A 23,391-nucleotide genomic window follows, 5' to 3' on the forward strand; every position below is an offset into this window, starting at 1 on the left:
CAGCATCCCCGAATTCAAGACCGAGGCCGCCCTCCCCGACACCTGCGAGATGGAAGTGGCCAAGGCCGGCGACACCTATTTCGCCTGCTTCGAGAACAAGTGGATCGAAGTCACCGACTCCGCCACCGTGGAACAGCTCAAAGAAGGCCTGGACGAAGACGAAGTCAAGGCCAAGCTCGAAGAACTGGAAGACCTGCTGAAACCCACCACACCGGCCAAGCCCAAGTCCTCCAGCAGCAAGAATACGGACGAAGACGTAGACTCCAGCGACAGCGATGAACCCGAAAGTTCCGCCAGCGAAGAAGAATGCACCGGCCGCCGCTGCGGCAGCGACGGCAAATCCAGCAGCTCCAAGAAGCCCAGCGGCGGAAGCGGCTCCGGTGAAGGTGGCGAAGGCGGCAGTTCGCCTTCTAGTTCTCCATCTAGTTCGCCTTCTAGCGCCACCAGCGGTCCTAGCGAAGCGGACCTTGAAAAGCTGGGCACTTGCGACGCCACCCTCAAGGACACCGTCAAGTGGACAGGGGAATTCACCAGTGCGGGCTCCTTGACACCGAACGAAACTAAAGCAGGCAAGTACTATGCCTGTGACGGGTCCAAGTGGGCCGAGGTGACAAAGCTCCACTACGCCTTCGGCGCCACCTGTGAAGCTTTCAAGAACACCATACAGAAGATCTACGACGCTAATTTTATAAATAACCCTGACAATTGGACAGACCCCTTCACAGGGAAAGCCTTCAACTCCGACCTGAACGTTCTTACGGATGGCAACGGAACAGTCCTTAGCAGTGGTGGGAAAATGCTAGGTCTACTAGTTCCTGAGTGGAACGGGAAAACCGAAATTTACACATACAACGGAGTTATATATAGCTCTCCTCTTTGCAAGAATGATGAGTACACCGTAGCACCTGTCGGCGCTTCCCCCATGAGAAGGCTCTGCACAAAAGATAATGTCGGTGACAGGGGTCGTGCATTTAAACAAGGTTCAACGGTGTATGGCGACAACTATTGGGTCTGCTACGAAAAGGGCGACGGCACCTACGAGTGGGGACAAGGATTCGTAGATTCCCGCACCAAAACCGGCGTTGTCGGTGATCCCCTCAGATTTGGAACCATCTACCGTCAGGTCACCATCGGCGAACAGACCTGGATGGCCGAGAACATGAACTACGAAACGACGGAAGGAAGCTACTGCTATAACAACGAAGCCGAAAACTGCGAAAAACATGGAAAACTTTATACTTGGGAACAGGCTTCGAATAACGCTTGCCCCACTGGTTGGCATTTGCCGTCAAAGAACGAATTCGAAGTGCTGATTGCTTCTGCTGATGGAGCTACAGTGTTTGACGAAGATAATACAGCAGGAGCAAAGCTAAAAGCCTCTTACGGTTGGCCCACAGGAAAGAACGGCACCGATGATTACGGGTTTTCGACATTGCCTGGTGGAATGTACTACACCCAAGGAAGCAACGGCTTCAAATTTGATGACTCGGCGATGTTCTGGAGTGCAACAGAAGGTTCTGACGTTGACGAGTATTATTCCATGTCCGTAAAAGAAGACGCAGCTCTTTTAATAAGCTATTTAAATTGGAGAGCTCATTCAGTCCGTTGCATCAAGGACTAAGAGCAGACTAAGCTAGAAGCCGCATCAAGTGCGGCACGACAGCACAAGACCCGCAGACCCCTGCGGGTTTTTCTATATTTCGTGGCAAATTAACAGGGGGAGTCCACCCCCAAAAGGAGAAAACCATGAAAAAACTACTCTGGACGTCGGCGATGGCCCTCACGGCTGCCGCCTGCATGACCGCCTGCGATGACAGTAGCAGCGGTGCCAGCAACAGCATCCCCGAATTCAAGACCGAGGCCGCCCTCCCTGACACCTGCGAGATGGAAGTGGCCAAGGCCGGCGACACCTATTTCGCCTGCTTCGAGAACAAGTGGATCGAAGTCACCGACTCCGCCACCGTGGAACAGCTCAAGGAAGGCCTGGACGAAGACGAAGTCAAGGCCAAGCTCGAAGAACTGGAAGACCTGCTGAAGCCCGTCACCCCGGCCAAGCCCAAGTCCTCCAGCAGCAAGAAGACGGACGAAGACGTGGAGTCCAGCGACAGCGATGAACCCGAAAGTTCCTCCAGCGAAGAATGCACGGGACGCCGTTGCAAAACCGGCAACTCCAGCAGTTCCAAAAAGAGCAGCGGCGGAAGCGGCTCCGGCGATAGTGGCTCCGGTAGCGGCGAAGGCGGCTCCGGTGAAGGCGGTGAAGGCGGCGACAGCTCGCCCTCCAGCACAGATTCTAGTTCGCCCTCTAGCACAGACTCCAGCGATGACAGTTCGCCCTCCAGCGCCGAAAGTAGCTCGCCCTCTAGTGCAAGCAGCTCCAGCCTCAAGCGTCACGTAAATTTCAGCGTTCTAGATGATTTTGTCGAGTGGGATGAAGACGGAATCACGGCGACAATCACTACCAATGTAACTGGGAACGCCCTTGCGAACATGATAAAAGACGCCGGTTTTACAAACACCTTCATTAGCTCTTCTAGCATGATAACAAACAATGAATTACTCAAAACTCTTGGTTCCGACTGGAGGGTTGAAGATAATAACCTTCTAAGTATGATGAGCGTACAGACTGTTAAGGACAGCTCGATATATGTAATCATCGTCACTTATCCCAAAAAAGGAGAATCCATCTATACAGACGTTATTCCCATGGGTAAGTGCGGTACAAAAGCATACTCCAAGAGAACCCAGTTCTGCGATACCCGTGGCACAGGCACTATTTACAAGATGGTCACTATCGGTACCCAGACCTGGATGGCCGAGAACCTGAACTACGAAACGGAAACTGGTAGTTACTGCTATAACGACGACCCCGACAATTGCACGGAGTATGGCCGTCTCTATGATTGGGATGTAGCAGTCAACACCACGTCCCCTGTTTGCCCGACTGGTTGGAAGGTTCCTTCTGCAAGTGACTACAATACCTTATTGGCTTATATCAAAGAAGATTCGGGTAGTGATCGAACAAACTACATGCTTAGATCAACCACTGGTTGGGATAAATATGAAGGTTCAGATGAAAATGGTAATAATCAATACGGCTTTAACTTAAAGCCCGCAGGTGACCGTATGAATGGAAAATATGAAAACCTGGGAAAAACAGCCTATCATGTGGTCACGGATGGTACTTATACGTATTTTCTTTCAACCCAAAGTCGTAGTGACGCATACATGTATACGTGGACAACTACCACTTTTGCTCGCTCCGTTCGCTGCATCAAGGACTAAGAGCAATCCTAAGCTAGACGCCGCATCAAGTGCGGCACGACAGCACAAGACCCGCAGGCCCCTGCGGGTTTTTCTTTTTCCCGAGCATCGAACTTCTTGTCCCCTGCAGCCCTAAAACCTACCACCTAAAACCTAACACCTAGCCCCTACCCCCCTATTTACTACATTTACAACATGACTCTGCGTACGCACATCCTAGTTCGGGCCGTGTGGCTTTTGGCCGTTATGGCTGTTTTTACAAGCGCCGGCGAGGTTACTCCCCCGCAGGGTGCCGTGCGCAACCTGACTGTAGGCGACTTTATGCCCCACCCGAATGTGGGCAAGGACTTTAACGAGACCTGGAGTTACCAGTTCGTGTTCGACAACGGCACACGTGCCTTCGTGAACTACGCCCTGTTGCAGGTGCCGGCTTCTGGGCAGAAGGTGACCTGCGACATGACCTTCTGGAATTTCAAGGGCAAGACCTATACCGTGGGCCGCCAGTATCCGCCGGAACGCCTGAAGGCCGACAAGAATTCGGGTACCATCGACATCAAGGGCGAATACAAGATGGAAAACAAGCCGGGCAAGGGCCACCGGGTGTACTTTACCGCCGACAAGGGCGGAAAGTTCCTGCTGGATTTGACTTTTGAAAGCGCCGAGACGGGCAAGGTCATCGGCAACGGCGTGTGGAACGTGGGCAAGGAAAAACTGGGCCAATACATCCACATTCCCTACGGTCGCGTGTCGGGCAAAATCGCATACAACGACGACACCCTTACCGTAAAGGGCTACGCCTACATGGACCAGATCTGGCAATCCGCACAGGCCACCGACATGGTCCGCCGGACCATCAACTTCAGCACCAACGCCCGAAACCCCATGTACGCCGGGCGGGTATCGCTAAGCACAAAGGGCGAGCTGATGGGATATGTCATCTACAACGGCCCCGAAGGAGCGAAGGTGGCAAGGCCCACAAGCCTCAAGGACGGCAGCAGCGATTACGACGGCAAAAGATTCCCGAAAGAAGCTCTTGAAATCCAGTGGACCGATGGCGTCCCTGCCCTCACCTTCGCCGTGAACAAGACATACCAGAAGGCATCCCTGCTGGACAAGATTGATAGCTGGGTGGCAAGGCAGGCCATGAAGCTTGCCGCCGGTGGCGAGATTCTCTTTTACAGGGGCCGTTCCGAAGGGCCCCAAACCAAAAAAATCGACTGGGCCGTAACGGGGGTCAAGGACTGATGACCAAGTTTCGCCCCTGCATAGATTTGCACGACGGCCGCGTCAAGCAGATTGTGGGTAGTTCCCTCAGCGACAGCGGCGCAGGCCTCAAGACCAATTTCGAGACGGACCGCTCCCCCGCCTGGTTTGCCAAGCTCTACAAGAAGGACGGCATCAGGGACGGACACGTAATTATGCTGGGCAAGGGGAACGAACAAGCCGCAAAGGCCGCTTTGGCCGCCTACCCCGGCGGCCTGCAAGTAGGCGGGGGCATTACCGCCGACAACGCGAAGGAATACCTGGACGCAGGAGCGAGCCACGTGATCGTGACCAGCTGGATATTCCCCGAGGGTCACCTGGACCGGGAACGTTTGGAACGCCTGTCCAAAACCGTGGGCAAGGAACACCTGGTGCTGGATTTGAGCTGCAAGCGAGTTGATAAGGGCTGGAAAATCGCCGTGAACCGCTGGCAGACCCTCATCGACATCGAGATTACCGCCGAGAACCTAGCAGACCTTTCGAGATACTGCGACGAGTTCCTGATTCATGCCGCCGACGTGGAAGGCAAGCAGCAGGGCATGGACGACGAACTTATCGTGTTCCTGTCGAAGTACAGCCCCATCCCCTGCACCTACGCAGGAGGCGCGCGGACCCTTGCCGACCTGGAACACTGCAAAGAAATTTCAAACGGAAAGATTGACCTTACCATCGGATCGGCGCTGGACCTTTTCGGTGGAACAGGAGTGAAATATGACGACTGCGTCAAGTTCAACAAAGCTTAGGCCGACCGACACGCTGGACAGCCGTCCTGAAATTTTCGGACGCAATGTCACCAGCACGTTCAGGAAGATGTTCAGCTTTAGGCACCAGCCCCCCGGAAACCTGCGAACCTGCATGATTCCTCCGGTGGTGTTCGGCACGTTGATTCTCAACCTGCCCATGCTCCTGAAACTCCGTTTCTACCTGAAAAAGGAGAGGCAGTCCCACCCCGCCGACGACGTGCGCATCCTGTTCTACTCCGACAACCTGGACGAGACCAACGGAATCGCCAACAACCTTAGGAACGTGATTCCTTACATGCGGGCCCACGGCATGAAGGCATTCCTTGCCGGAAACGCCTTCAACACCCGCCCCTGCGGCGTGGTGGAAAACGGGTACTGCCTGCTGCTCCCCCGCATTTTCAGCATGGAGCAGCTGGGGTACGCCAACAGCGAACTGGCCATCCCCAGAATTGGCCCGGTACTCAGGTTGCTCAAGCGCTACCCCGTTGACCTGATAGAATTCGAAACGCCGAGCCCCGGCGCATGGCTGGTGTGCTTCTGCGCCAAGGTGGCAGGAATCAAGGTGTTCAGCCACTACCGTACCGACGTGCCCACATACACCAAGACCCTGGTGAAGGCGAAGTGGATGCACAAGTACGTGCTCTGGCTCATGCAGATTTTCTACGGCATGACAAGGCCCGTGGTAAGCCCCTGCAGGGACTACGCAAAAATCCTTACCTCGCAGCTGAAGGTTCCCGAGAACAAAGTGCAGATTCTGCCCCGGGGGCTCCCGCTAGAAAAGTTCTCCCCCGACATGCGGGGCAAGGGCGTGTGGGAACAGTACTCAACGCAGGTCGGGAACGCGCGCAAGGTCCGCTTCTCATTTATCGGTCGCATTTCCAAGGAAAAGAACCTGGAATTCTTGAACCGGGTGTGGAAAAAATTCGCCGCCCTGCACGATGATGTGGAACTCATGTATGTAGGCTACGGCTGGTACCTGGAAGAAATCAAGAAGTTCTACGAAGGCGACGACAGCGTGCACTTTGCAGGAGAGCAGGGCGGAGAGACTCTGGCGGGCCTCTACGCAGATTCCGACTTCTTCTTGTTCCCGAGCACTACCGACACCTTCGGGAATGTAGTGGTAGAAGCCATGTCCACAGGCACCCCTGCGCTGGTCAGCGACTACGGCGGACCCCACGACATCGTGATGGACGAGGCCGCAGGACGAATCCTCCCCATCGACGAAGACGCCTGGCTGAACGCCCTGGAAGAATGCCGCCGGATTTACCTGGAAGAGCCCGAGACCTACGCCAAGATGCGCGAGGTGGCCCATGAGCGCAGCCTCAAGTACACCATGGAAAGTTCCACCAAGGCCCAATTCGAATACTTCCGCAAGCTGAAAAAGGAAGCCTACGGGCTGTAGACTCGCAAGTATTCCAGGTTGGAACGCCTACGGGACTTTTTCCTTTCCGAAAAGCTACCAATTAAATTATTTTATCCAAGATACAAACGCCCTGGGAGCGCCTATGTCCAAACAAAAAGTTCTTTTCCTATTAACGACTATTTTGTTGTTTTCCAGTGCTGCCTTTGGGCAAATTGGCGAGCCTTTGGTTGAAGAACAGCAACCTACATCGGTTGAGCAGGCTCCTGCAAGCGAGCCTGTTGTTGAACAGTCCGCAATTGCCACCGAACAGCCCGCTGCTGTTGAATCCCAGCCAGTTTATGCCGAGCAGACTCCTGTCGCCGCACAGCAACAGAACTCCGCCCAGGAAACACCCGTGCAGCCTTACGTGGAACCGGCCCCCGCCTACGAACCTCCCCAGCAGATGTATGTGCAGGGCTACGGCAAGCCCCCCGAGGGATTCTACGGCTATTTTGGCTACGCTCCCCCTGCGGAGAATTCAAATGCCGGGTGCTGCTGCAAAGAAGCCGACAGTACGGCAAAAAAAGAGGAGAAAAAGGACTACAAGAGTCTGCAAAGCTTTAACTTTTCCATTCCCATCCAGTCCGAAACCTACGGTCTAAAAAGCCCCGATTACGATGTAGACGCCAGCCACTTTGGATTTGGCATCAACTGGAACCGCGTCCGCGTTGAAGAGAGCCTGTATTCCTCGGTGGTGGGCCTTGGCATCAGCTACATCATGAGCGAATGGGACGGGGGCGGAAAAAAGAACATCGAGTTCAGCGGGCTTGACGCCAACTTCAAATTTGGCTTTGGTATATCTCCACTTACGGACCGTTTCACATTGGCCATCCACATGATTTTCGCCTTTGACTACAAGATGCAAAAGGCCGTGTTCAAAAAGAAGATTAGCGACTTCCAGATGTTCCAAAGCCTTGATATGCCCGACGAAATATCCAAAACCAACCTTGAGTTGAAATATACAGCGCACAACCTGGATCTGGAACTTGGAGGCGACTTGATCATAGGTTACCAATTCACCAAAAGCTTTGGCGTGCTAGCCGGAGTCGACATTACCACCAACATGATTGGCGTAGGCGCGTTGATGTCCAGCTCTGATGCCCCCGACGGACTTGAAGATGGCGCAAGAGCCATGGCATCGTCTCAATATTCAAACTATTCTGACGAAATAAAAGAACTAGAGGCCTTTAGCGAAGGTGACGACATCAGGTTTTTCTTGTACAATACCACCGGTTTGAACATTGTGCCTCGCATAGGCATATTCTTCGCATTCTAAAGAATAGAGAGGTGCCAAATGAATACAACCAACCTAAAATTCTTTACGGGATGCGCAGCTGGTTTAGCTTTGCTGTGTTCGATTACGCTCTGCGGGTGCAGCGGTGCAGAAAACGACATTTCTGCCCTAGAATGTTTTGCCGGTAGTTGCGACGGGGAAGACGAAGAAAAAGGGCATGACGAACACCACGACCCCGATTACGCCGACCCCAACAATATATGGACCGCTGACCCCGGGGATTGCGATGAGCACGGATTTTATGAGGACTTTGACTGCAATTCCTCTACAATTGGAAGGACTCTATATGAAGAAGCCTACCACGTAATCTTTGTTTGCGAAGAATATGGAGGCTGGGTACCGTATTCCGAATTGTCCAATTGCAGTGACTACAATGCAAACAACAGCGGATACGGAAATGGAAGTTCTTCGTCCACAGAAAAAACGGAGGATGGATGCGGAGACCTCTGGTGCGGCAAAAACGGCTCTGGGACTTCCGATTTTTGGCAATCCTTCAGCGACCAGGAAAATGGTGGAAAATCCTTAGTCATAATCGAACCCACCGATAAGCTCTGTGACGGTATATGCGGATTAGTGAGCCTAGACAACAGCAATTACAGCAACCCCTATGCGGGACTCTTCTTTAACATAGATAATGGGAAAAAAACAGGAACGGACATTTCTGCCTGGGATGGAATTTGCCTAACCTACAAAATTCCAGAAACGCTCCTCACTCTTGAACTCCTCTTTGAAGACCCTATATCCGTTGATTCCTATATAGCCAACTTTAGCACAAGCAGCGATTTGGCAAATATACCGTGGAGCGAATTCAAGCCGCTAGGGGAAACAGGAAAAGAAATCCTTGAGAAAGGCTCCTTCTTGACTGCGGTCAAAACCATCCGGCTCACCTGGAAAAGTACCACTTCCTATACGAGCTCTTTCGCCATAACCTCTGTCGGAAAATACGGAAGTTGTCAGTAATGGATTCCAATTCGCTAAAGCGGTTACGAGAATGGTTCAAGAAGAACGCTGCACAGTTACCCTGGCGGCCTGCCGACCTTGACGCACCGCGGGACCCCTATGCGGTGTGGATTAGCGAAACCATGCTGCAGCAGACCCAGGTTGCCACAGTGCGGGAATATTTTATCCGCTGGATGAAACGGTTTCCCGATGTTGAAACACTGGCCAAGGCAAGTGAAGAAGAAGTGTTCAAGTATTGGCAGGGGCTTGGGTATTACAGCAGGGCAAGGAACATTTTGAAGACGGCAAAGGCTGTCACCCTGGAGGAGCGAAGCTCCGATAGGGTCCATAAGAAGACGCTTCCAGACTCCCGCAGGGAACTGGAAGCATTGCCGGGAATTGGGGCTTACACCGCAGGGGCGATTTTAAGCCTCGCCTACCACCAGCGGGAAGCAATTCTAGACGGGAACTTGGTGCGGATTTTTTCAAGACTATATGCGTTGGACTTTTTGCCGACGGACAAGCTGGAAAAAAGGAGATGCCCGACTAAATCGGGCATGACAACCAATAAGCAAATCCAAAGTGCGTCGGAAATTTACTGGGATTACGCACGGGAAGTGGCGGACAGTTCCAAAGCCTACATGCACAACGAGGCCTTGATGGAACTGGGCCGTACCGTCTGCAAGGTAAAAAATCCCGACTGCGGCAACTGCCCACTACGAAATGCTTGCCACGCCGCTATGGAAAACCGGACTGACAAATTTCCACCCGCAAAAAAGCACCTGCAAAAGGACTGGCACGGCACGGTCTTGATTGTGGAAAGTACCGACCATAAAATTCTTGCCGTCCACGGCGGGCAAAAATTCTTCAAGAACCAGTTTACCCTCCCCCATTTCGAAAGCCCGCGAAACGCCACCGCCGGACTCCCCGCCCAGGCGGAACGCTACATCGACGCCGACAAGGTCCTGTCCGTCGAGAACATCGGCAAGTTCCGTCACAGCATCACCGTCCACAAGATGGAATGCGACGTGCTCTACATTTTGCTCAGTACAAAAGCCCCCAAGCGCACGGCACCAGACATTCGGTGGGTTACGTTAGAAAAGGCAAAAGAATTTTTCGCCAACAGCTTTAGTTTGAAAGCGCTAGAACGTCTTCTTCACCGTGCAAACAAACCGTAGGTGGTTTTCGGCGCCGTTGGGCGTTTCCACCACTTCGTCGCCAATCACGTGAAGCAGTGTTCCTGTCAAGTAAAGTCCCTGTTTGGGGAACTGCTGTTCAAAAGTGGCGTCCCAGAACCAGTCGCCCTTGATGACCAGCGGATCGCGGCTCCGCAAGTTCCATTGGGCGTCACTCCTGTAGCGCAAGGAATGAGAAATCCTGAAGCTCTTTCGCAACAGCCAGTCCGCCGAAAACGACGCGAAGTATTCCGCAGGTGTGACCTCGAAACGCTTTTCTTCGCCGTCGATGCGCTCGAAACCGCCCAGCGCTTTGAAGGCGAACATCTCCTTGTACCAGACGCTCATCCAGAGTTCACCGGTCACGCCCTTAATCCAATCATCAATGCGGTCCACATCGCCGTGGCGGAAGACCATGATGTCGTCCACCACGTATTTCTCCACGTCAAACGTTTCTGCACCATATTCCGCCCAGAAACTCCCGCGGCCTCCCATTTCCAGGTTGCCCACGGTATCCGTAAAGGTGGCATAGCCCTGCACCAGGTCCATTCGACCGTCCGCCGTCAGGGAGATGGTGTCGCCGTCAAAGAACTCCCTGGTATCTGCCATAGGGTTCAGGCGGGTTCCCGAAATGTTTTTCACACCCAAGGTTATTCCCGACTTTGCAGGAACCGCTGGGCGGAACTCAATGCTGTCCTGCACCAGCCAGTCCCTGTCGTTTACGGCAAAGGAAGCTTGAGCTGCAAAGCGGTTCCCTACCCTGAAGCCCATTTCCATAAAGGGAAGCAGCACCCGGTCATCTTCCAGGGAACTGTAAACCGTGCCGTCATCGTCAACTGCCCGGAAGGCCACCCCTGCAGAAAGATGCAAGAATCCCTTGCGGCAGGCATCCCCGCAGCCGTAGCGCAAGGAACCGTTCCATTCCTTGCGACTGCCAGTCTCTTTCTTTTTCTTGTTCTGGTACTCGGCGTCTTCGTAAACGACGGTAGCGGCCAACTTTCCATAGTCCAGCCGGGTCTCGACCCTCGGCTTGTAATGCACGGGAATCCAGCGGGAACTTTCGTAGAAGAGCCACAGGTATTCCTCTCCTGCCAAGGCGGACACGTTCAACTTAGATCCGGTATAACCTGCCCCTGCATATACGGAACTGAACATAGGGTAGTTTTCACCGAAAAGGGCGAATTCGCTATCTACCAATTTTTTTCGATTAGAGAAAGTCCTTGTAGAAAAATGGTCATCCTGGAAACCCCGGGCCGTCACCCAGAACCCCTTGAAACTGGGACTGCGGAAACCGCCCTCCAAAATGGGAGTCCTGTTCTTGGGTCTGTCTTTTGTGGTGATAAAGTCCTGGTAAATCAGGTCACCCAATTCGTTTCCGGTCTTGATCCAGACCGATGGCGGCAACACATCCCAGCTGGGCAGAACGGACATGCGGTTAAATAGCAGACGCTGCCTAACTTTAGAAGGACTCCACAGTTCACTTTCGGAATGGAGTCCGCCACTGCCGAGGGCACGGTCAAAATAGAAGGTAGGGCTACCGACCAAAAATGTTCCGTCGTCCCGTTGGTCCACTTCCATACCTTCCATTTCGGCATCGACGGCAGCAATGGTGGCAACGGCACAGAATATGACCGCGCCCGCAATCTTCGCCAAAGAATTTCCGCTTACAAAGGAGAGCATTACCAAATCCTCCTTTCAACGTAGAATCCTATAGTCAACATGTTAGAGCGTTCAGGCAGGGTCCACAACTGTTCCCAAAGCACGTTCAAGCCCGCACGGTAATTATTCAGCGTGAAAATCGGCAAGTTCAGACGGGCAAACCACCCGAATTCCGTCTCGTTGTCCGTGAGAGTCGCCCCCGGATCATGATTGAAATCAAAATCCTCCTTGTCCCCTTCGTAATCGGCACGAGTCCAGTTGCAAAGGAACCCAGCTCCAAAAGCGATGGGCGAAATCAGGCGCCAGCGGTAATCCAGCCCCAATTTTCCGCTAGCCTCGTGGACGCCGTTGATGCGGGGCGCCTTTCCGTGAGGTTCAAAGTAGGCGTACTGGAAAAGAATGATTCCGTCGAAATCTTCCCAGTAGGTATAGCGGACTCCCAGGCCCGCATAAAACGCATTGTCCACTGCGTCCACCAAGTCGCCGAAGGGGTATTTCTCACCGCCTTCAATAGAAACGTAGAGGTTAGAAAAGGCCACGTCCTGAACTTTTGACGAATCAGCCAAGGACTGTGCCAAGGCAAAAACGGCAACCGCAAGAACCAGGACTATGGTTTTCATCCAAACAAACATGCGCTAACCCTTTCGCCTCAAGGCCTGGGCAAAGAATCCGTCAAAGCGGGAATCCTCTGCGCCGGGATACACCGGCTCACCCGATTTTTCAAAATCGGGATGTTCCTTGACAAAGCGGTTCACCACCTGGGTCGTTTCCATGGGGTCGGGACTGCAGGTGGCATAGACCAGAACGCCACCCACTTTCAGCGCCTGCGACACCGACGCAAGCAGCCTGGACTGCAGTTCCGCAAGTTCCTTCACGGACTCCGGCGTAATCCTGTATTTCGATTCCGGACGGCGGGCGATGACTCCCATGTTGCTGCAAGGGACGTCCAGGAGGATGCGATCAAATTCAGAATTCGGAATTCGGAATTCAGAATTTGAACGCGGAGATAAAAGTGCGTCGATGCATTCCAGCCGCACGTTCACAAGGCCCAGACGGTCTAACAAGTCTTGCATCTTTTCTACGCGGAACTCCGAAACGTCGCTGGCCAGAATATCCAGAGTCGGGTCCATCTCGGCCATCAGCGCGGACTTTCCGCCGGGGGCGGCACAGGCGTCCCAGACTTTTTGGCCGGGCTTTAAGTCCAGCAGTTTCACCACCTCATAGGCGGCCGGGTTCTGCAGGCTGAATTCGCCGTTGGCAAAAGACTCTGATTCCAGAATGGGCTTGAGTTTTGCATCGGTCGGCACTTGAATGTAGCGGCCGTAAACCAATTCGGAATTCGGATTTCGGATTTCGAAATTTAATGTCAAACTCAATTTCTTGACAAGCGCCTCTACCGTCGTTTTTTGCAGATTCACCCGGAGCCATTCGGAGGGGCGCTCCAGAGTATCCTTCGCAAGGGCCTCGGCACGGTCCGCTCCGTAAATATCGAACCACCGGCGCACCAGACTTTCGGGAACGGAATTCTCCACGGAAACGCGACGCACCCGCTGGGGAGGAAGCTGCGGCAGGCCGGACCTGCGCGCGGCATGCAGCACGGCGTTCACGAGCCGCGCGGAACCTTCTTGAAGGTTCGCCGCCTTCGAAAGTTCCACGCTTGTCGAAACGGCGGCGTGGTCCGGAACCTCCATAAAAAACATCTGGAAAAGTCCCATTTCAAGAATGGTGCAGACTTCCAGGGAGGGCTTCTTCTTTGTCAGAGACTTGATGAAATACTGCAGGTACAAATGCCTGCGGCACACGCCCAAGGCAAGTTCCATCGCAAAAGGCGAAAGCCCGCTTTCCTTGATAAAAGTCCCTTCCTTTTGCCACAACAAAAGGACCCGGTACGCGTCCATGCGCTCTATCAAGGAATCCTCTAGCAAAAGCAAAGTCCTTCGCGGTTCTGGATTCCCCGCATAAAGTCCGCTACCGGCATGGGCTTCTTGCCTTCGGCCTGAATCTCGAGAACTTCTAGCAGGCCATCGCCCGTGCCCACATAAAAGCGGTTATCCTTGAATTCCACCGCGCCGGGGGTAAGCTTCGACTCCACCTCCGGAGTATCCGTCTTGCGGAGGTAAACCATGCGACCACCCAGCTTTCCGTATCCGCCAGGCCAGGGGTTGAAAGCCCGGATCCTGTTGTGGATTACGGCAGCAGGCAGATTAAAATCGATAAGGCCTTCTTCCTTTTTCAGTTTCGGAGCGCCGCTGGCCTGGGCATGGTCCTGGGTCAAGTCCTTTTCGCGACCTTCCAGCAACTGGCAGATAGCATCGTCCAGGGCTTCGCAGCCGGGGGCCACCATCTTTCCCAAAAGCGATGCCGTGGTGTCCTGATGGTCAATGGCCACCGTGCGCTGGGCGAGAATCGGGCCGTGGTCCATCTTTTCGTCCAGGCGGAAAACCGTCACGCCCGTTTCTTTAAGGCCGTCAGCAATGGCCCGCTGCACCGGGGCGGCACCGCGGTACTTGGGCAAAAGACTTCCGTGAACGTTCACGGCGCCGAACTTCGCTACGGAGAGAATGTTCTTCGGCAAAATCGAGTAGGCCACCACCACGAAAAGGTCCGCACCGTAGGCCCGCAGGGCGTCCTCGAATTCGGGGTCCTTCAGGTCGGTGGGTTGCAGCACAGGGAGCCCGAATTCGAGGGCCAGTTGTTTCACTGGCGGCGGCGTTAGCACGCGCCCACGCCCTGCCGGCCGGTCCGGCTGTGTCACCACAGCCACCACGTCCGCAAAATCACATTCCTTGAGATGCTTCAAAAAACAGGCCGCAAATTCCGGCGTTCCCATAAAGACGATTTTCATAGGGATAAATGTAAAAAACAGCCGCACCCTTTACAGCAAAATAGGGCAAAATGCTCATCGCATTTCACCCTGAACTGAATCAATCTGTAGGAAATCCTTAATCCACAATGCAGCGCACGGAATAGCCCAGCTGTTTTGGAGCCTCCCAGTATTCCGTCTTGGCGCCGGATGTGACATGCAGAACATGACCATAATAATTATCAAAATTCGTGGACCAGAAACCGGTCATTTCACCTGCATTTTCAAAACTTCCGCCATAGCCGTTTTCCCAACGACCTGCCGGGAGAGCCGAAAATCCGTAGGTGTCCGTGCCATTGCCGCTGTTCCAGCCGGACTTGGCCTTCAGCGCCGTCCCTGCCGTCGCAGAGCCTTCGGCTGTGGCGTTACCTCCACCCACAAGGGCAAGCATTGTCTGCATTTCGTCGTAACTGGGCAGGTGAGAACCGGCGGGGCATATTCCCTGAACATTTTTCTTTGCCTTGACCAGGGCTGCCAAGTCACCGCACCCGTCACCTACATCGAATCCGCAATTTGTCTTGCTGGAATCCATGGCACCACCCCAGGTGTAAAGCCTTCCGTACTTGGAGCAGTTGGCGTCATCTTCGCCGTAGCAGACACTTCCATAGGCCTTGTAATTCAGGTTTTCGGCCATCCATACCTGGTCCCCGATCTTTACGGTCTTGTAAACCTTGGTGTCACGGGAATCCGTCAAGGTCCCATACTCAAAAGAGGCATTGTCGCCTACATCGCCGTTATCGTTTGAGCCCGAGCCCTCCGAAGCAGAAACCAATTGCCAGTCTTCAGCAGAGCAGAGGTAATCCTTACCGAAAGTCTTGCTCAGTTCATTGCCATTCTTCTTGGTCGAACCATCCGTTTCACCATTGCACTCGCCCAGCTTAAAGTTGTTCCACCAGAAACGCTTGAAGAACTTCTCGAAGGCAGGAACATCTTCGCCCAATTCCCAAGAGCGGATGTTCGCACGGATTGCCGCAAGGTCAGCCGTGCTCGCCCAATCGGCGATGTCCGTCTTTTCATTCTCATCGTCCCAGGAGCCATCCTTTTCGATGTCGCTGGCAAAACCTGCCAGACGGTTGGAAAGATTCCCTTCGGAAAGATTGCCCTGCATCAGGATGCTTATGGCCAGGAGGGCCGCATTGTCATCCCCTTTCGCAAAGATATCCAGGTCTTCGGCAGAGGCATTATCCACCTCTATCCCGAAGGCCTTGAACACATCGGACTCGGCCTTTTTCTTTGCCGAGGAAATCGTCTCGCCAGAACCCACAAGTTCAACAACCCTTTCGTATTCCAGATGAGTCAGCAGGTTGATATTGGCCGTTTCTCTTTCGGACAAATCCACTAGGGCGTTCAAGGTAATCTGGCTCTTGGATACCTCGCCGGTCACTTCGTTGCGGTAGAAGCCCTCCGTTTCCAGCAGGGCGAACTGCGACTTGAGAGAAATGTCCTTTATAAGGAACGTTCCCGTGTCGCTGGCAATTTTGCCCTTAAAGCTCTTCCCCGTCTGGTAAAGTTTCCCGGATTCTACCAGGGTTGCTCCATCCAGTTCTTGCACGGTAATGCTAGACCCCTGAAGGAACGGTCCCTTCTGGGAAACACCCGCTACGGTACGATCTTCTATGGCAATAATCTGGGTCTCTTCGCTGGTGCCACCAGAAGTCTTGTTCTCTCCACTGCAAGCGGCGAGAAGTAAAAGAAGCAAGGAGATTGCCGCAGTCGCTACGCTCCTTTGCAATGACTTTCGCATTAGAACAATCTGATTTTTTTCCATTTTAAGCATTCTGCATCTCCTGTATGTTTTTTGTCAAAGGGAATAGTTGAAGGTTCAGGCGGTAGACACGGTCCATGCCGTCGTCTTCGGTGGCGATGGCCACCACCTTCTTGCGGAATTCCGCCAGTTCTTCCACAATTTTCTTGTAGGCTCTCTGGGTGAGACCCATGGTAATGCCCGAAACGTTCCTCTCCGAAAGAGGCAAGTTCTTGATGGCGTCCAAGGCAAAGTTTCCCATCTGCAGGTGCATCTGCTGAATGGTCAGGGGAACGAAACTCATTTCGCCCGTAGAGACCGACTTGTCCGACTGGCTGTAGGATCCGTCACGGTTTTTCACCAGAAGGCCGAGACTTTCCAGATAGCGCACGGATTCCTTCACCTCACTGGCCGTCAACTTGGGCAGGCAGCAGTCCGCCACCTTCTTGGGAAACATTCCCGGCACATGGGGAACCAATTCGCGAAGCACGGGATTTTTCCAGGATTCGTAATACCCCATAGAATCCTTGCCCAAAACGTTCACCTTGTGGGCCTGGGCAAGGGCCTGCATCTCGTCGTAGGCCTTTTTTCTGGCGGGCCCCAACTTGGACTGGTTGTAGGTGACCAGGGACTTGAAATACGCTTTTTCGAAGCCCTCCAGGCCCATGGCCTGGGCGACGCGCTCGGCGCCTGTCCCCCGAAGGGAACTCTTGCCTTCGCTGACCAGCTTGAGGAACACCGGCGAAACATAACCGGCCCGCCGGGCGAAATCGCGCCAGGTAAGGCTGTGGCGCTGCTTGTTCTCGGCAAACCATTGCCGCATGAACTCGCGATAGTCTTGAAAATTGGTTACTGATTGCATACCCTGAAATTAGATGTTTTTTTCGGGAAATGCAACATTTTTTGATACAAACACGCCAAATTTTGCAATTATACGCTTTTGTAGCATATTTTTAATTTTTTCATGATACAAAACAGGCGAAAAAGAGCTAAAAACGGCAAACCGGAGGCCAATATAGACCAGGACTATTTTTTTCTCTTGCCCATTGAACCCCATTTTCTACCTTTACCGCCGTCATGAGAATTCCGCTCCAGCTTGCCGTCATTTTCGCCATCTGTGTCGCCGGAGAAGTGCTCCACCGCGTCGTGGGAGTGCCCCTGCCCGGCAACATCATCGGCATGGTCCTTCTCCTGATTTTACTTTGTACAAAAGTCATCAAGCCGGAGCACATTTCGGGCGTCTCCAGTTTTTTCCTGAAATACCTGGCCCTGTTCTTCTTGCCGCCAAGCATTGCCATCATGACCGTAGGCGACGACGTTCTTTCCAAGTGGCCGCTGTTGCTGTTCCTGTGCATCGTCTTTACGCTTGTGACCATCGCCATGGGCGGCTGGGCAACCCAGTTCCTTATCCGCAAGCAGGAATACCGGGAAAACTTGGCTCTGCGCGCGGAGCGGCTTGCCAGGCGGGCTGCACAGAACAAGACCGAAGGGGGCAAGCCATGAGCGCCATCATCAATTCTCCCCTGTTCGGCATCTTGCTGACGCTTGTGGCCTTCGAAATTGGCGTGCTCATCAGCCAAAAGTTCAAGTATTCCTTCTTGAACCCGCTGCTCATCGGCAACGTCCTTATCGTCGGGTTCCTGCTGATTACGGGCGTAAGCCTCGAAAGCTACAACGTAGGCGGCGACTACATTTCTGTAATGCTGTCGCCTGCCACCGTGGTCCTTGCCGTTCCACTTTACAGACAAATTCAAAAACTCCAGCATTTCTGGAAACCCATCCTTGCAGGGATTTTTGCAGGATCTTTCACTGCCATGGCCTGCGTCATTGTGGCCGGCAAACTTTTGGGGCTCACTAAGGCGCTGACACTGTCGCTCCTTCCCAAGTCCGTCACCATCCCCATGGGGAGCGTCATCTCCGAACAGATCGGCGGCATTCCCTCGGTGACCATTATCGCCATCACCGTCACGGGAATCACGGGAGCGGTTACTGCCCCTGCCGTGTGCAGGTTCTGCCGCATCAAGCACAAGGTGGCACAAGGAATCGCCATCGGCACGGCAAGCCATGCCCTGGGAACCACCAAGGCCATGGAAATGGGCGAAGTGCAAGGTGCCATGAGCGGACTTGCCATCGGTATCGCCGGCTTGTTCACCGCAGTGGTGGCACCTGTACTGACCGCATTGTCCTAGACTGTGGTTCTTACACTCTGGCCAGGACAATGCTCTCGCCTTCACTCTCGACTTCCTTTCGAGAGTTCCGGCTCACGAATTATCGCTTTAATCTGAAAACGGACGCCGTCCTTCGTTGTAATGAACGGCGCAGATACGACGGCCTAGCGCCCTACCAGGACTTCACAGAGCAGGGTTTCGCTTTCAGGAATCTTCGTGAGACGCTTGAGTTCGTCTTCGTAGAAGAAGGTCTCCCGACGGGCGTACTTGCCGAGACTCCGTGCAGACTCGCGAAGCATCTCGGCCACATAGCCCGCGTTCATGTTCAGACAGCGGTAGCCGCGGTCCCCCATGATATTGCAGGCGTCTTTCAGGTCCACCGTAAAGAAAACGGCAAAGGCCGAATCTTTCGGACTTTCCCCGTCCAGGTGCGCGTTCAAGAAACCTTCCCGATCCAAGTTCCCGGCATGCAGGTACAGGGATTTTTTCGAAGGCTGGTAACGGTAAATTCCCTGATAGACCAGGGACACGTCAAAGCAGGCCACCCAGATTTTCAGGAGTCCCGCCCCGAAGGCATTCAGGGTGCAGATTTCCATCCAGCGGAGCAGCGTAGAAAAGTCGTCCAGGGAGGCGGTCCAGGGTTTGAAAGGCCTGTGTTCCAGGGCTCCCGGCCCCAAGAAGTCGTATTCCCTAAAGAAAAACTCGTTGGGGTATTTTTGCGGCGTCAGGGGAAATTCGTCCCCTTCGAAAGCCTGGTTCTGGACCCTGAAAACCTTGACGCACTTGGACAGGTCCGTAATGCTTTCCGCCTTGTTCTGCAAAAGGAAACGGGCCCGCACCCTGGGGTTCAGGGCGGCATTTTCTTGCATGGGGAGTTCTCCCCTGCTGGAATAGGCAAACTGCGCCGCTAGCTCAAACTTTTTCAGAGCCTTGGGCATTATAGCCACCGCGGCCATGGGAATTTCATTCACCCCCAAATCCAAGGCGTAGGCTACTTCTACATCCACAAAGCTCCCGAGAGGAATGCCCATGGCTCCTGCAGAACGGGCCGAAATGGAGGCCAGCCCCACGTACGACCCAACATCCAGTTCTAGCTCGTGGTAGGCGGCTTCCTTGAACCGCCAGACGGCACGGTCCAGCAGCGCCGTAAAGAACAGCGTAATGGGGGCCTCTTCGATGAAGTTTCCGTCAGCAAAGGCCTTGACCAAAGCCTCCAGGCGGGTCTTTTTCAGCTTGGCGTTTTCCCAGGGGTAGGCCACTAGTTCACGGGTCTCGTAATCGAACTTGTAAAGGTCGTCAGGAACGCTCTGGCCCTTTATGTAGGCGTAAACGCCCACCGAGTGCAGTCCATCGGCAGAAACGTCGTTCTGCAGCTGGGTAAAGAGGCGGTTCATCAGGGTGGAAGAAGACTGGGTTATCTCGAACAGGTCTTCCGAGGCGGACTTTTTCCGCTGGCCCGCCTTGACCCCGTTGGTGGCGTAGCGCTTGCCTGCCGCATAGGGGTTCGAAACATTTCCGGAATTTTCCCAGTGGAGGGTAACGGGGTCGCCGGGCACCTGCCGCCCATACTTGATGGACTCGTGATATGTTTCGGAGAAATAAGCCACAACGAAAAGATAGTAAATGGAGGTTAGGGGATAGGGGTATGAGGTCGGTCGCCACAGGCTCCCTTTGAGTCATGAGTAATGAGTAGTGAGCATCGTCTTGTTTCCTTCATAACTGAAAACTCATAACTGACAACTGACTACTCCCCTCCCGTTTTCCCCCGTAAACGGGGCTTTTCTAAAAGTAAGCAAATAATAAGGGACACTTTATGTATATTGGGAAAAGAGGATTCTTATGACCAAAAAGAAATTGCTGACTATCCCCCTGGCCTGCGCCTTTGCCCTGAGTTTTTCCGCATGCGATGGCGACAACACCGTAAGTGTCTCAGAAAAACCGGCTCCAGGTCCAGAAACTCCCGCCGATTCATCTGCCGATTCCACTCAGAATGCAACAGAAGTAAAGCTCCTGGTGGACGATTTCGAGGACGGCGACAACCAAAGCCCTCTCGGTGAATACTGGTATGTCTATGATGACGCGAGAAGCGGCGCAGAATCAACAATCGAAACCGTAACCAAGGATTCGGAAGGCCACCCCGCCCCCACCAAGAGCGACAACGGCAGCAAGTTTTCATTCAATGTCAAGTACACCCTGAAAAAAGGCGGTTACGAATACGATGCCTATGTTGGATGGGGCGTCGCCATGCCGCAGGGCGAGGACTATAGCAAGTACAGTGCCGTCCAATACCGTTACAAAGGCGGAAGCCACTGCATCCACATGGAAATTTCCGACATTACGGACAGCGACCACTATTCGTCATGCCCGTCAACAAGCAAGGAATGGACCACCGTTACGGTGAAGTTTGCCGAAATGAAGCAGGAAGGCTGGGGCGCAGCAAAAGCCTTCAATGCAGCCCACATCAACAAGGTGAGTTTCCAGGCCAAAGGCCCGGATACCCAAGATTCCGTATTCGTTGACGACATCTACCTGATTGGCGACGTCAGCGCTCCGGACAACACCGAACCTCCGAAAGAAGAGGAGAAGAAACCTGACATCGTTCCCAAAGACGCCGTGATTCCCAAAGTCACCTTGGGCGAACTGAATATCGACACAGACTTGCAGAAAAAGGCCATAAAGTACCTGAACAAGGGCGTAAGCTTTACCAACTGGCTTGAAGAAAACCGCAAGTTCAACGGGACTTTCAAGGTAGGCAAGGACGATATAAAAATCCTTTCGGAAAACGGTTTCAAGGCCATTCGCTTGCCCATCGACCTGGACAAGTACACCCTCAACCGCGACGAATTCGTAAAGGACGCCACCGGAAAAACCGAACTGAAAATCGATTCGGACACCCTGTTCAACGTGCTGGATTCCTTCGTAGAATGGACCAGGGAATACAACATGTCCCTGACCATCGATTACCACGAATACGACAACAGCTACAACGCCACCTCCGCAAGCAACAAGCGTTACCAGGTTATGATGGCCGAAGTCTGGAAAGCCGTAGCAGCCCACTACGCTTCAAATGAACGCGAAGACATCTTCTACGAACTCCTGAACGAGCCCGACATGAGCAACGGCAAGGTGACTGCCGCCCAATGGACCGAAGCCGCACAGGGGATTATCGACTCCATCCGCACAGTGGACAAAAAACACACCCTGCTTTTCGGTGACGTGGAATGGTACTCCATCACCAAGCTAGCCGGTCGCACCCCCTTCGCCGACACCAACATCGTCTATGTCATCCACTCCTACGAACCCTTCGTGTTTACCCACCAGGGCGCCAGCTGGAGCGAAACTAAGGACCTCAAGAACATTCCCTTCCCCTACGACAAGGCGAAATGGCCCGAATACTCTTCGGAACTCGGGCTCTCCAGCACCACTCCTGGCTGGGTCAAGTCCAACGTGCTGAATTACTACAAGACGGGCAACAAGGAAACCATGCTGAACACGATTTACACCGCAAAGGCCTGGGCCGTCAAGAACAAGGTTCCCGTCATCATCAACGAGTTCGGCGCCTACAACCTGCGCTCTACCGCCCAGGACCGCCTGAACTACCTGACCGCCATGCGCGAAATCTGCGACACCTTGCAAATACCCTGGACCCACTGGGGCTACACCGGCGGATTCGAGGTCATCAAGGGCGGCAAGCTTGTCGAAGGTCTCGACAAGGCCATGGGACTCACCAAACCCACACCGTAAAGGCGACACGGTTTTCCAAAGGGAGCCGCCTTTCTCGGCAAATGTTTTACAAGCCACCTGAGCCATCAGGTGGTTTTCTTGTCTCTAAATTCCTAAATTGTACCCGATGTTTTCGGGTTTACGCACCTTGCTGTTTTTTACAGGTGCCGCACTGGCGGCCGGTTTTTACGGCAACCAGAGCCACATTGACTGGAAAACCGCAGGCACGGAACATTTTCAGTTTATCTACCCCGCCGAATACTCGGAACATGCCTCTGCGGTAGCGACTTATGCCGAGGCGGTCTATGATTCCGTAGTCAACCGCTACAACAAACCACTCCCCCGCATAAGCGCCGTGTTGAACAATGCGCTGTTCAGTAACGGGGCCGCCATACCGGCAGAAAATTCCATCAACCTGTGGCTCACCAACTGGGATTTCAAGATCAGGAGCAGCCACGGCTGGGTCGCCGACGTGGTGACCCACGAATTCAGCCACCTGGTGAGTATCGAAAGCGGCTCCAAGCTGCCGCCGAACCTGTACGGGTTCCAGTTCAGCTATACCGACTACTACAACGAGCGCACCATCAGCGACTTTGCCACCATGGTCCCCTTCACCCTGCAGCCCCTGTGGTTTGCCGAGGGTACCGCCCAGTTCGAATCCAGCCGCATGGGATTCGATTCCTGGGACACCCACCGCGACATGCTGCTCCGTACGGCGGCCCTAAACGACAACCTGATGCCGCTCACCTACATGCACGAATTTTCGGACAACTCCCTGGAGGCAGAACTTGGCCCCTACACCCAAGGCTTCAGCCTGGTGCGCTACATCGCCAAAAAGTACGGCGAAGACGCCATCCCGAAAATCTGGAAAGAACTATCCAAGCCCTACCGGGTAACCCTTTCCGGCGCTCTGGAAAAAGTGCTGGGCGTTTCAGAAGACAATTTGTACGAGGCCTGGAAAAAGGACATCACGGAACACTACCAGGCGCAAAAGAATTCTCTCGGCCCCTTGGTGGAAGGAACCAAGATGACCGAAAACGCCTTCTGGCAGGACTTTCCCGTGGTGGCCGGCGGAAACCTCTACGGCGTTTCCAACTTCGGCGGAGCCTGGTTCGACGGGGCGGTGTTCAAGATGCCGGTTAGTGAGACGAGAGACG

At 53.7% G+C, this 23,391-nt stretch carries 19 protein-coding genes; 12 read left to right on the forward strand and 7 right to left on the reverse strand.

The window, feature by feature from the left end:
• The 8 genes from IKB43_12300 to IKB43_12335 all read left to right on the forward strand — a co-directional run.
• Positions 1-1,621, forward strand: a 1,621-nt coding sequence (locus IKB43_12300) for a fibrobacter succinogenes major paralogous domain-containing protein (protein ID MBR2470902.1), incomplete at its 5' end; no start/stop codon positions are given.
• 125 nt (positions 1,622-1,746) lie between these two features.
• Positions 1,747-3,282, forward strand: a complete 1,536-nt coding sequence (locus tag IKB43_12305; protein ID MBR2470903.1) for a hypothetical protein — start codon at positions 1,747-1,749, stop codon at positions 3,280-3,282.
• 174 nt (positions 3,283-3,456) lie between these two features.
• Positions 3,457-4,506 (forward strand): hypothetical protein, encoded by a 1,050-nt coding sequence (locus IKB43_12310; protein ID MBR2470904.1) that lies wholly within the window; start codon positions 3,457-3,459, stop codon positions 4,504-4,506.
• Positions 4,506-5,267 (forward strand): phosphoribosylformimino-5-aminoimidazole carboxamide ribotide isomerase, encoded by a 762-nt coding sequence (gene hisA, locus IKB43_12315; GenBank protein MBR2470905.1) that lies wholly within the window; start codon positions 4,506-4,508, stop codon positions 5,265-5,267. Before IKB43_12310 ends, hisA begins: the two co-directional genes overlap by 1 nt.
• Positions 5,236-6,669 (forward strand): glycosyltransferase, encoded by a 1,434-nt coding sequence (locus tag IKB43_12320; GenBank protein ID MBR2470906.1) that lies wholly within the window; start codon positions 5,236-5,238, stop codon positions 6,667-6,669. The genes hisA and IKB43_12320 overlap by 32 nt, the downstream gene beginning before the upstream one ends.
• Before the next feature lie 103 nt (positions 6,670-6,772).
• Positions 6,773-7,945: a hypothetical protein gene (locus tag IKB43_12325; GenBank protein MBR2470907.1), complete on the forward strand. Its 1,173-nt coding sequence runs from the start codon at positions 6,773-6,775 to the stop codon at positions 7,943-7,945.
• An 18-nt stretch (positions 7,946-7,963) separates the two neighbouring features.
• Positions 7,964-8,923 carry a CIA30 family protein gene (locus tag IKB43_12330; GenBank protein MBR2470908.1) on the forward strand — a complete coding sequence of 320 codons (960 nt, stop codon included), beginning with the start codon at positions 7,964-7,966 and terminating at the stop codon, positions 8,921-8,923.
• The gene (locus tag IKB43_12335; GenBank protein MBR2470909.1) at positions 8,923-10,080 is read left to right on the forward strand and encodes an A/G-specific adenine glycosylase; all 1,158 of its coding nucleotides are present in this window, start codon (positions 8,923-8,925) and stop codon (positions 10,078-10,080) included. The genes IKB43_12330 and IKB43_12335 overlap by 1 nt, the downstream gene beginning before the upstream one ends.
• Here IKB43_12335 and IKB43_12340 read toward each other — a convergent pair.
• From IKB43_12340 to IKB43_12365, 6 genes are all read right to left on the reverse strand, one after another.
• Positions 10,045-11,757 (reverse strand): hypothetical protein, encoded by a 1,713-nt coding sequence (locus IKB43_12340; protein MBR2470910.1) that lies wholly within the window; start codon positions 11,755-11,757, stop codon positions 10,045-10,047. The two genes, IKB43_12335 and IKB43_12340, sit on opposite strands and share 36 nt — an antisense overlap.
• Entirely contained in the window at positions 11,757-12,356 is a 600-nt protein-coding gene (locus tag IKB43_12345; GenBank protein ID MBR2470911.1) for a hypothetical protein, read from the reverse strand. The genes IKB43_12340 and IKB43_12345 overlap by 1 nt, the downstream gene beginning before the upstream one ends.
• 15 nt (positions 12,357-12,371) lie before the next feature.
• Positions 12,372-13,634: an RNA methyltransferase gene (locus IKB43_12350; GenBank protein MBR2470912.1), complete on the reverse strand. Its 1,263-nt coding sequence runs from the start codon at positions 13,632-13,634 to the stop codon at positions 12,372-12,374.
• A gap of 20 nt (positions 13,635-13,654) precedes the next feature.
• Positions 13,655-14,581 carry a methionyl-tRNA formyltransferase gene (gene fmt, locus IKB43_12355; GenBank protein ID MBR2470913.1) on the reverse strand — a complete coding sequence of 309 codons (927 nt, stop codon included), beginning with the start codon at positions 14,579-14,581 and terminating at the stop codon, positions 13,655-13,657.
• A gap of 97 nt (positions 14,582-14,678) precedes the next feature.
• Positions 14,679-15,707, reverse strand: a complete 1,029-nt coding sequence (locus IKB43_12360; GenBank protein ID MBR2470914.1) for a fibrobacter succinogenes major paralogous domain-containing protein — start codon at positions 15,705-15,707, stop codon at positions 14,679-14,681.
• Positions 15,708-16,368: 661 nt separating this feature from the next.
• On the reverse strand, positions 16,369-17,205 hold the full coding sequence (locus IKB43_12365) for a TIGR02147 family protein (protein ID MBR2470915.1): 837 nt from the start codon (positions 17,203-17,205) through the stop codon (positions 16,369-16,371).
• A 215-nt stretch (positions 17,206-17,420) separates the two neighbouring features.
• Here IKB43_12365 and IKB43_12370 point away from each other — a divergent pair, with 215 nt between their 5' ends.
• Positions 17,421-17,846 carry a CidA/LrgA family protein gene (locus IKB43_12370; protein MBR2470916.1) on the forward strand — a complete coding sequence of 142 codons (426 nt, stop codon included), beginning with the start codon at positions 17,421-17,423 and terminating at the stop codon, positions 17,844-17,846.
• 20 nt (positions 17,847-17,866) lie between these two features.
• Positions 17,867-18,532 (forward strand): LrgB family protein, encoded by a 666-nt coding sequence (locus IKB43_12375; GenBank protein ID MBR2470917.1) that lies wholly within the window; start codon positions 17,867-17,869, stop codon positions 18,530-18,532.
• Positions 18,533-18,675: 143 nt separating this feature from the next.
• Here IKB43_12375 and IKB43_12380 read toward each other — a convergent pair whose 3' ends face one another.
• The gene (locus IKB43_12380; protein MBR2470918.1) at positions 18,676-20,118 is read right to left on the reverse strand and encodes a nitroreductase family protein; all 1,443 of its coding nucleotides are present in this window, start codon (positions 20,116-20,118) and stop codon (positions 18,676-18,678) included.
• Between the two features lie 232 nt (positions 20,119-20,350).
• Between IKB43_12380 and IKB43_12385 the strand changes: the two genes are divergently transcribed.
• Together IKB43_12385 and IKB43_12390 are read left to right on the forward strand one after the other, a co-directional pair.
• Positions 20,351-22,255, forward strand: a complete 1,905-nt coding sequence (locus IKB43_12385; GenBank protein ID MBR2470919.1) for a CIA30 family protein — start codon at positions 20,351-20,353, stop codon at positions 22,253-22,255.
• A 106-nt stretch (positions 22,256-22,361) separates the two neighbouring features.
• Positions 22,362-23,391: hypothetical protein (locus IKB43_12390; GenBank protein ID MBR2470920.1), on the forward strand; the 1,030-nt coding region annotated here is incomplete at its 3' end.

Source organism: Fibrobacter sp. (genome assembly GCA_017503015.1).
Taxonomy (GTDB): Bacteria; Fibrobacterota; Fibrobacteria; order Fibrobacterales; family Fibrobacteraceae; genus Fibrobacter.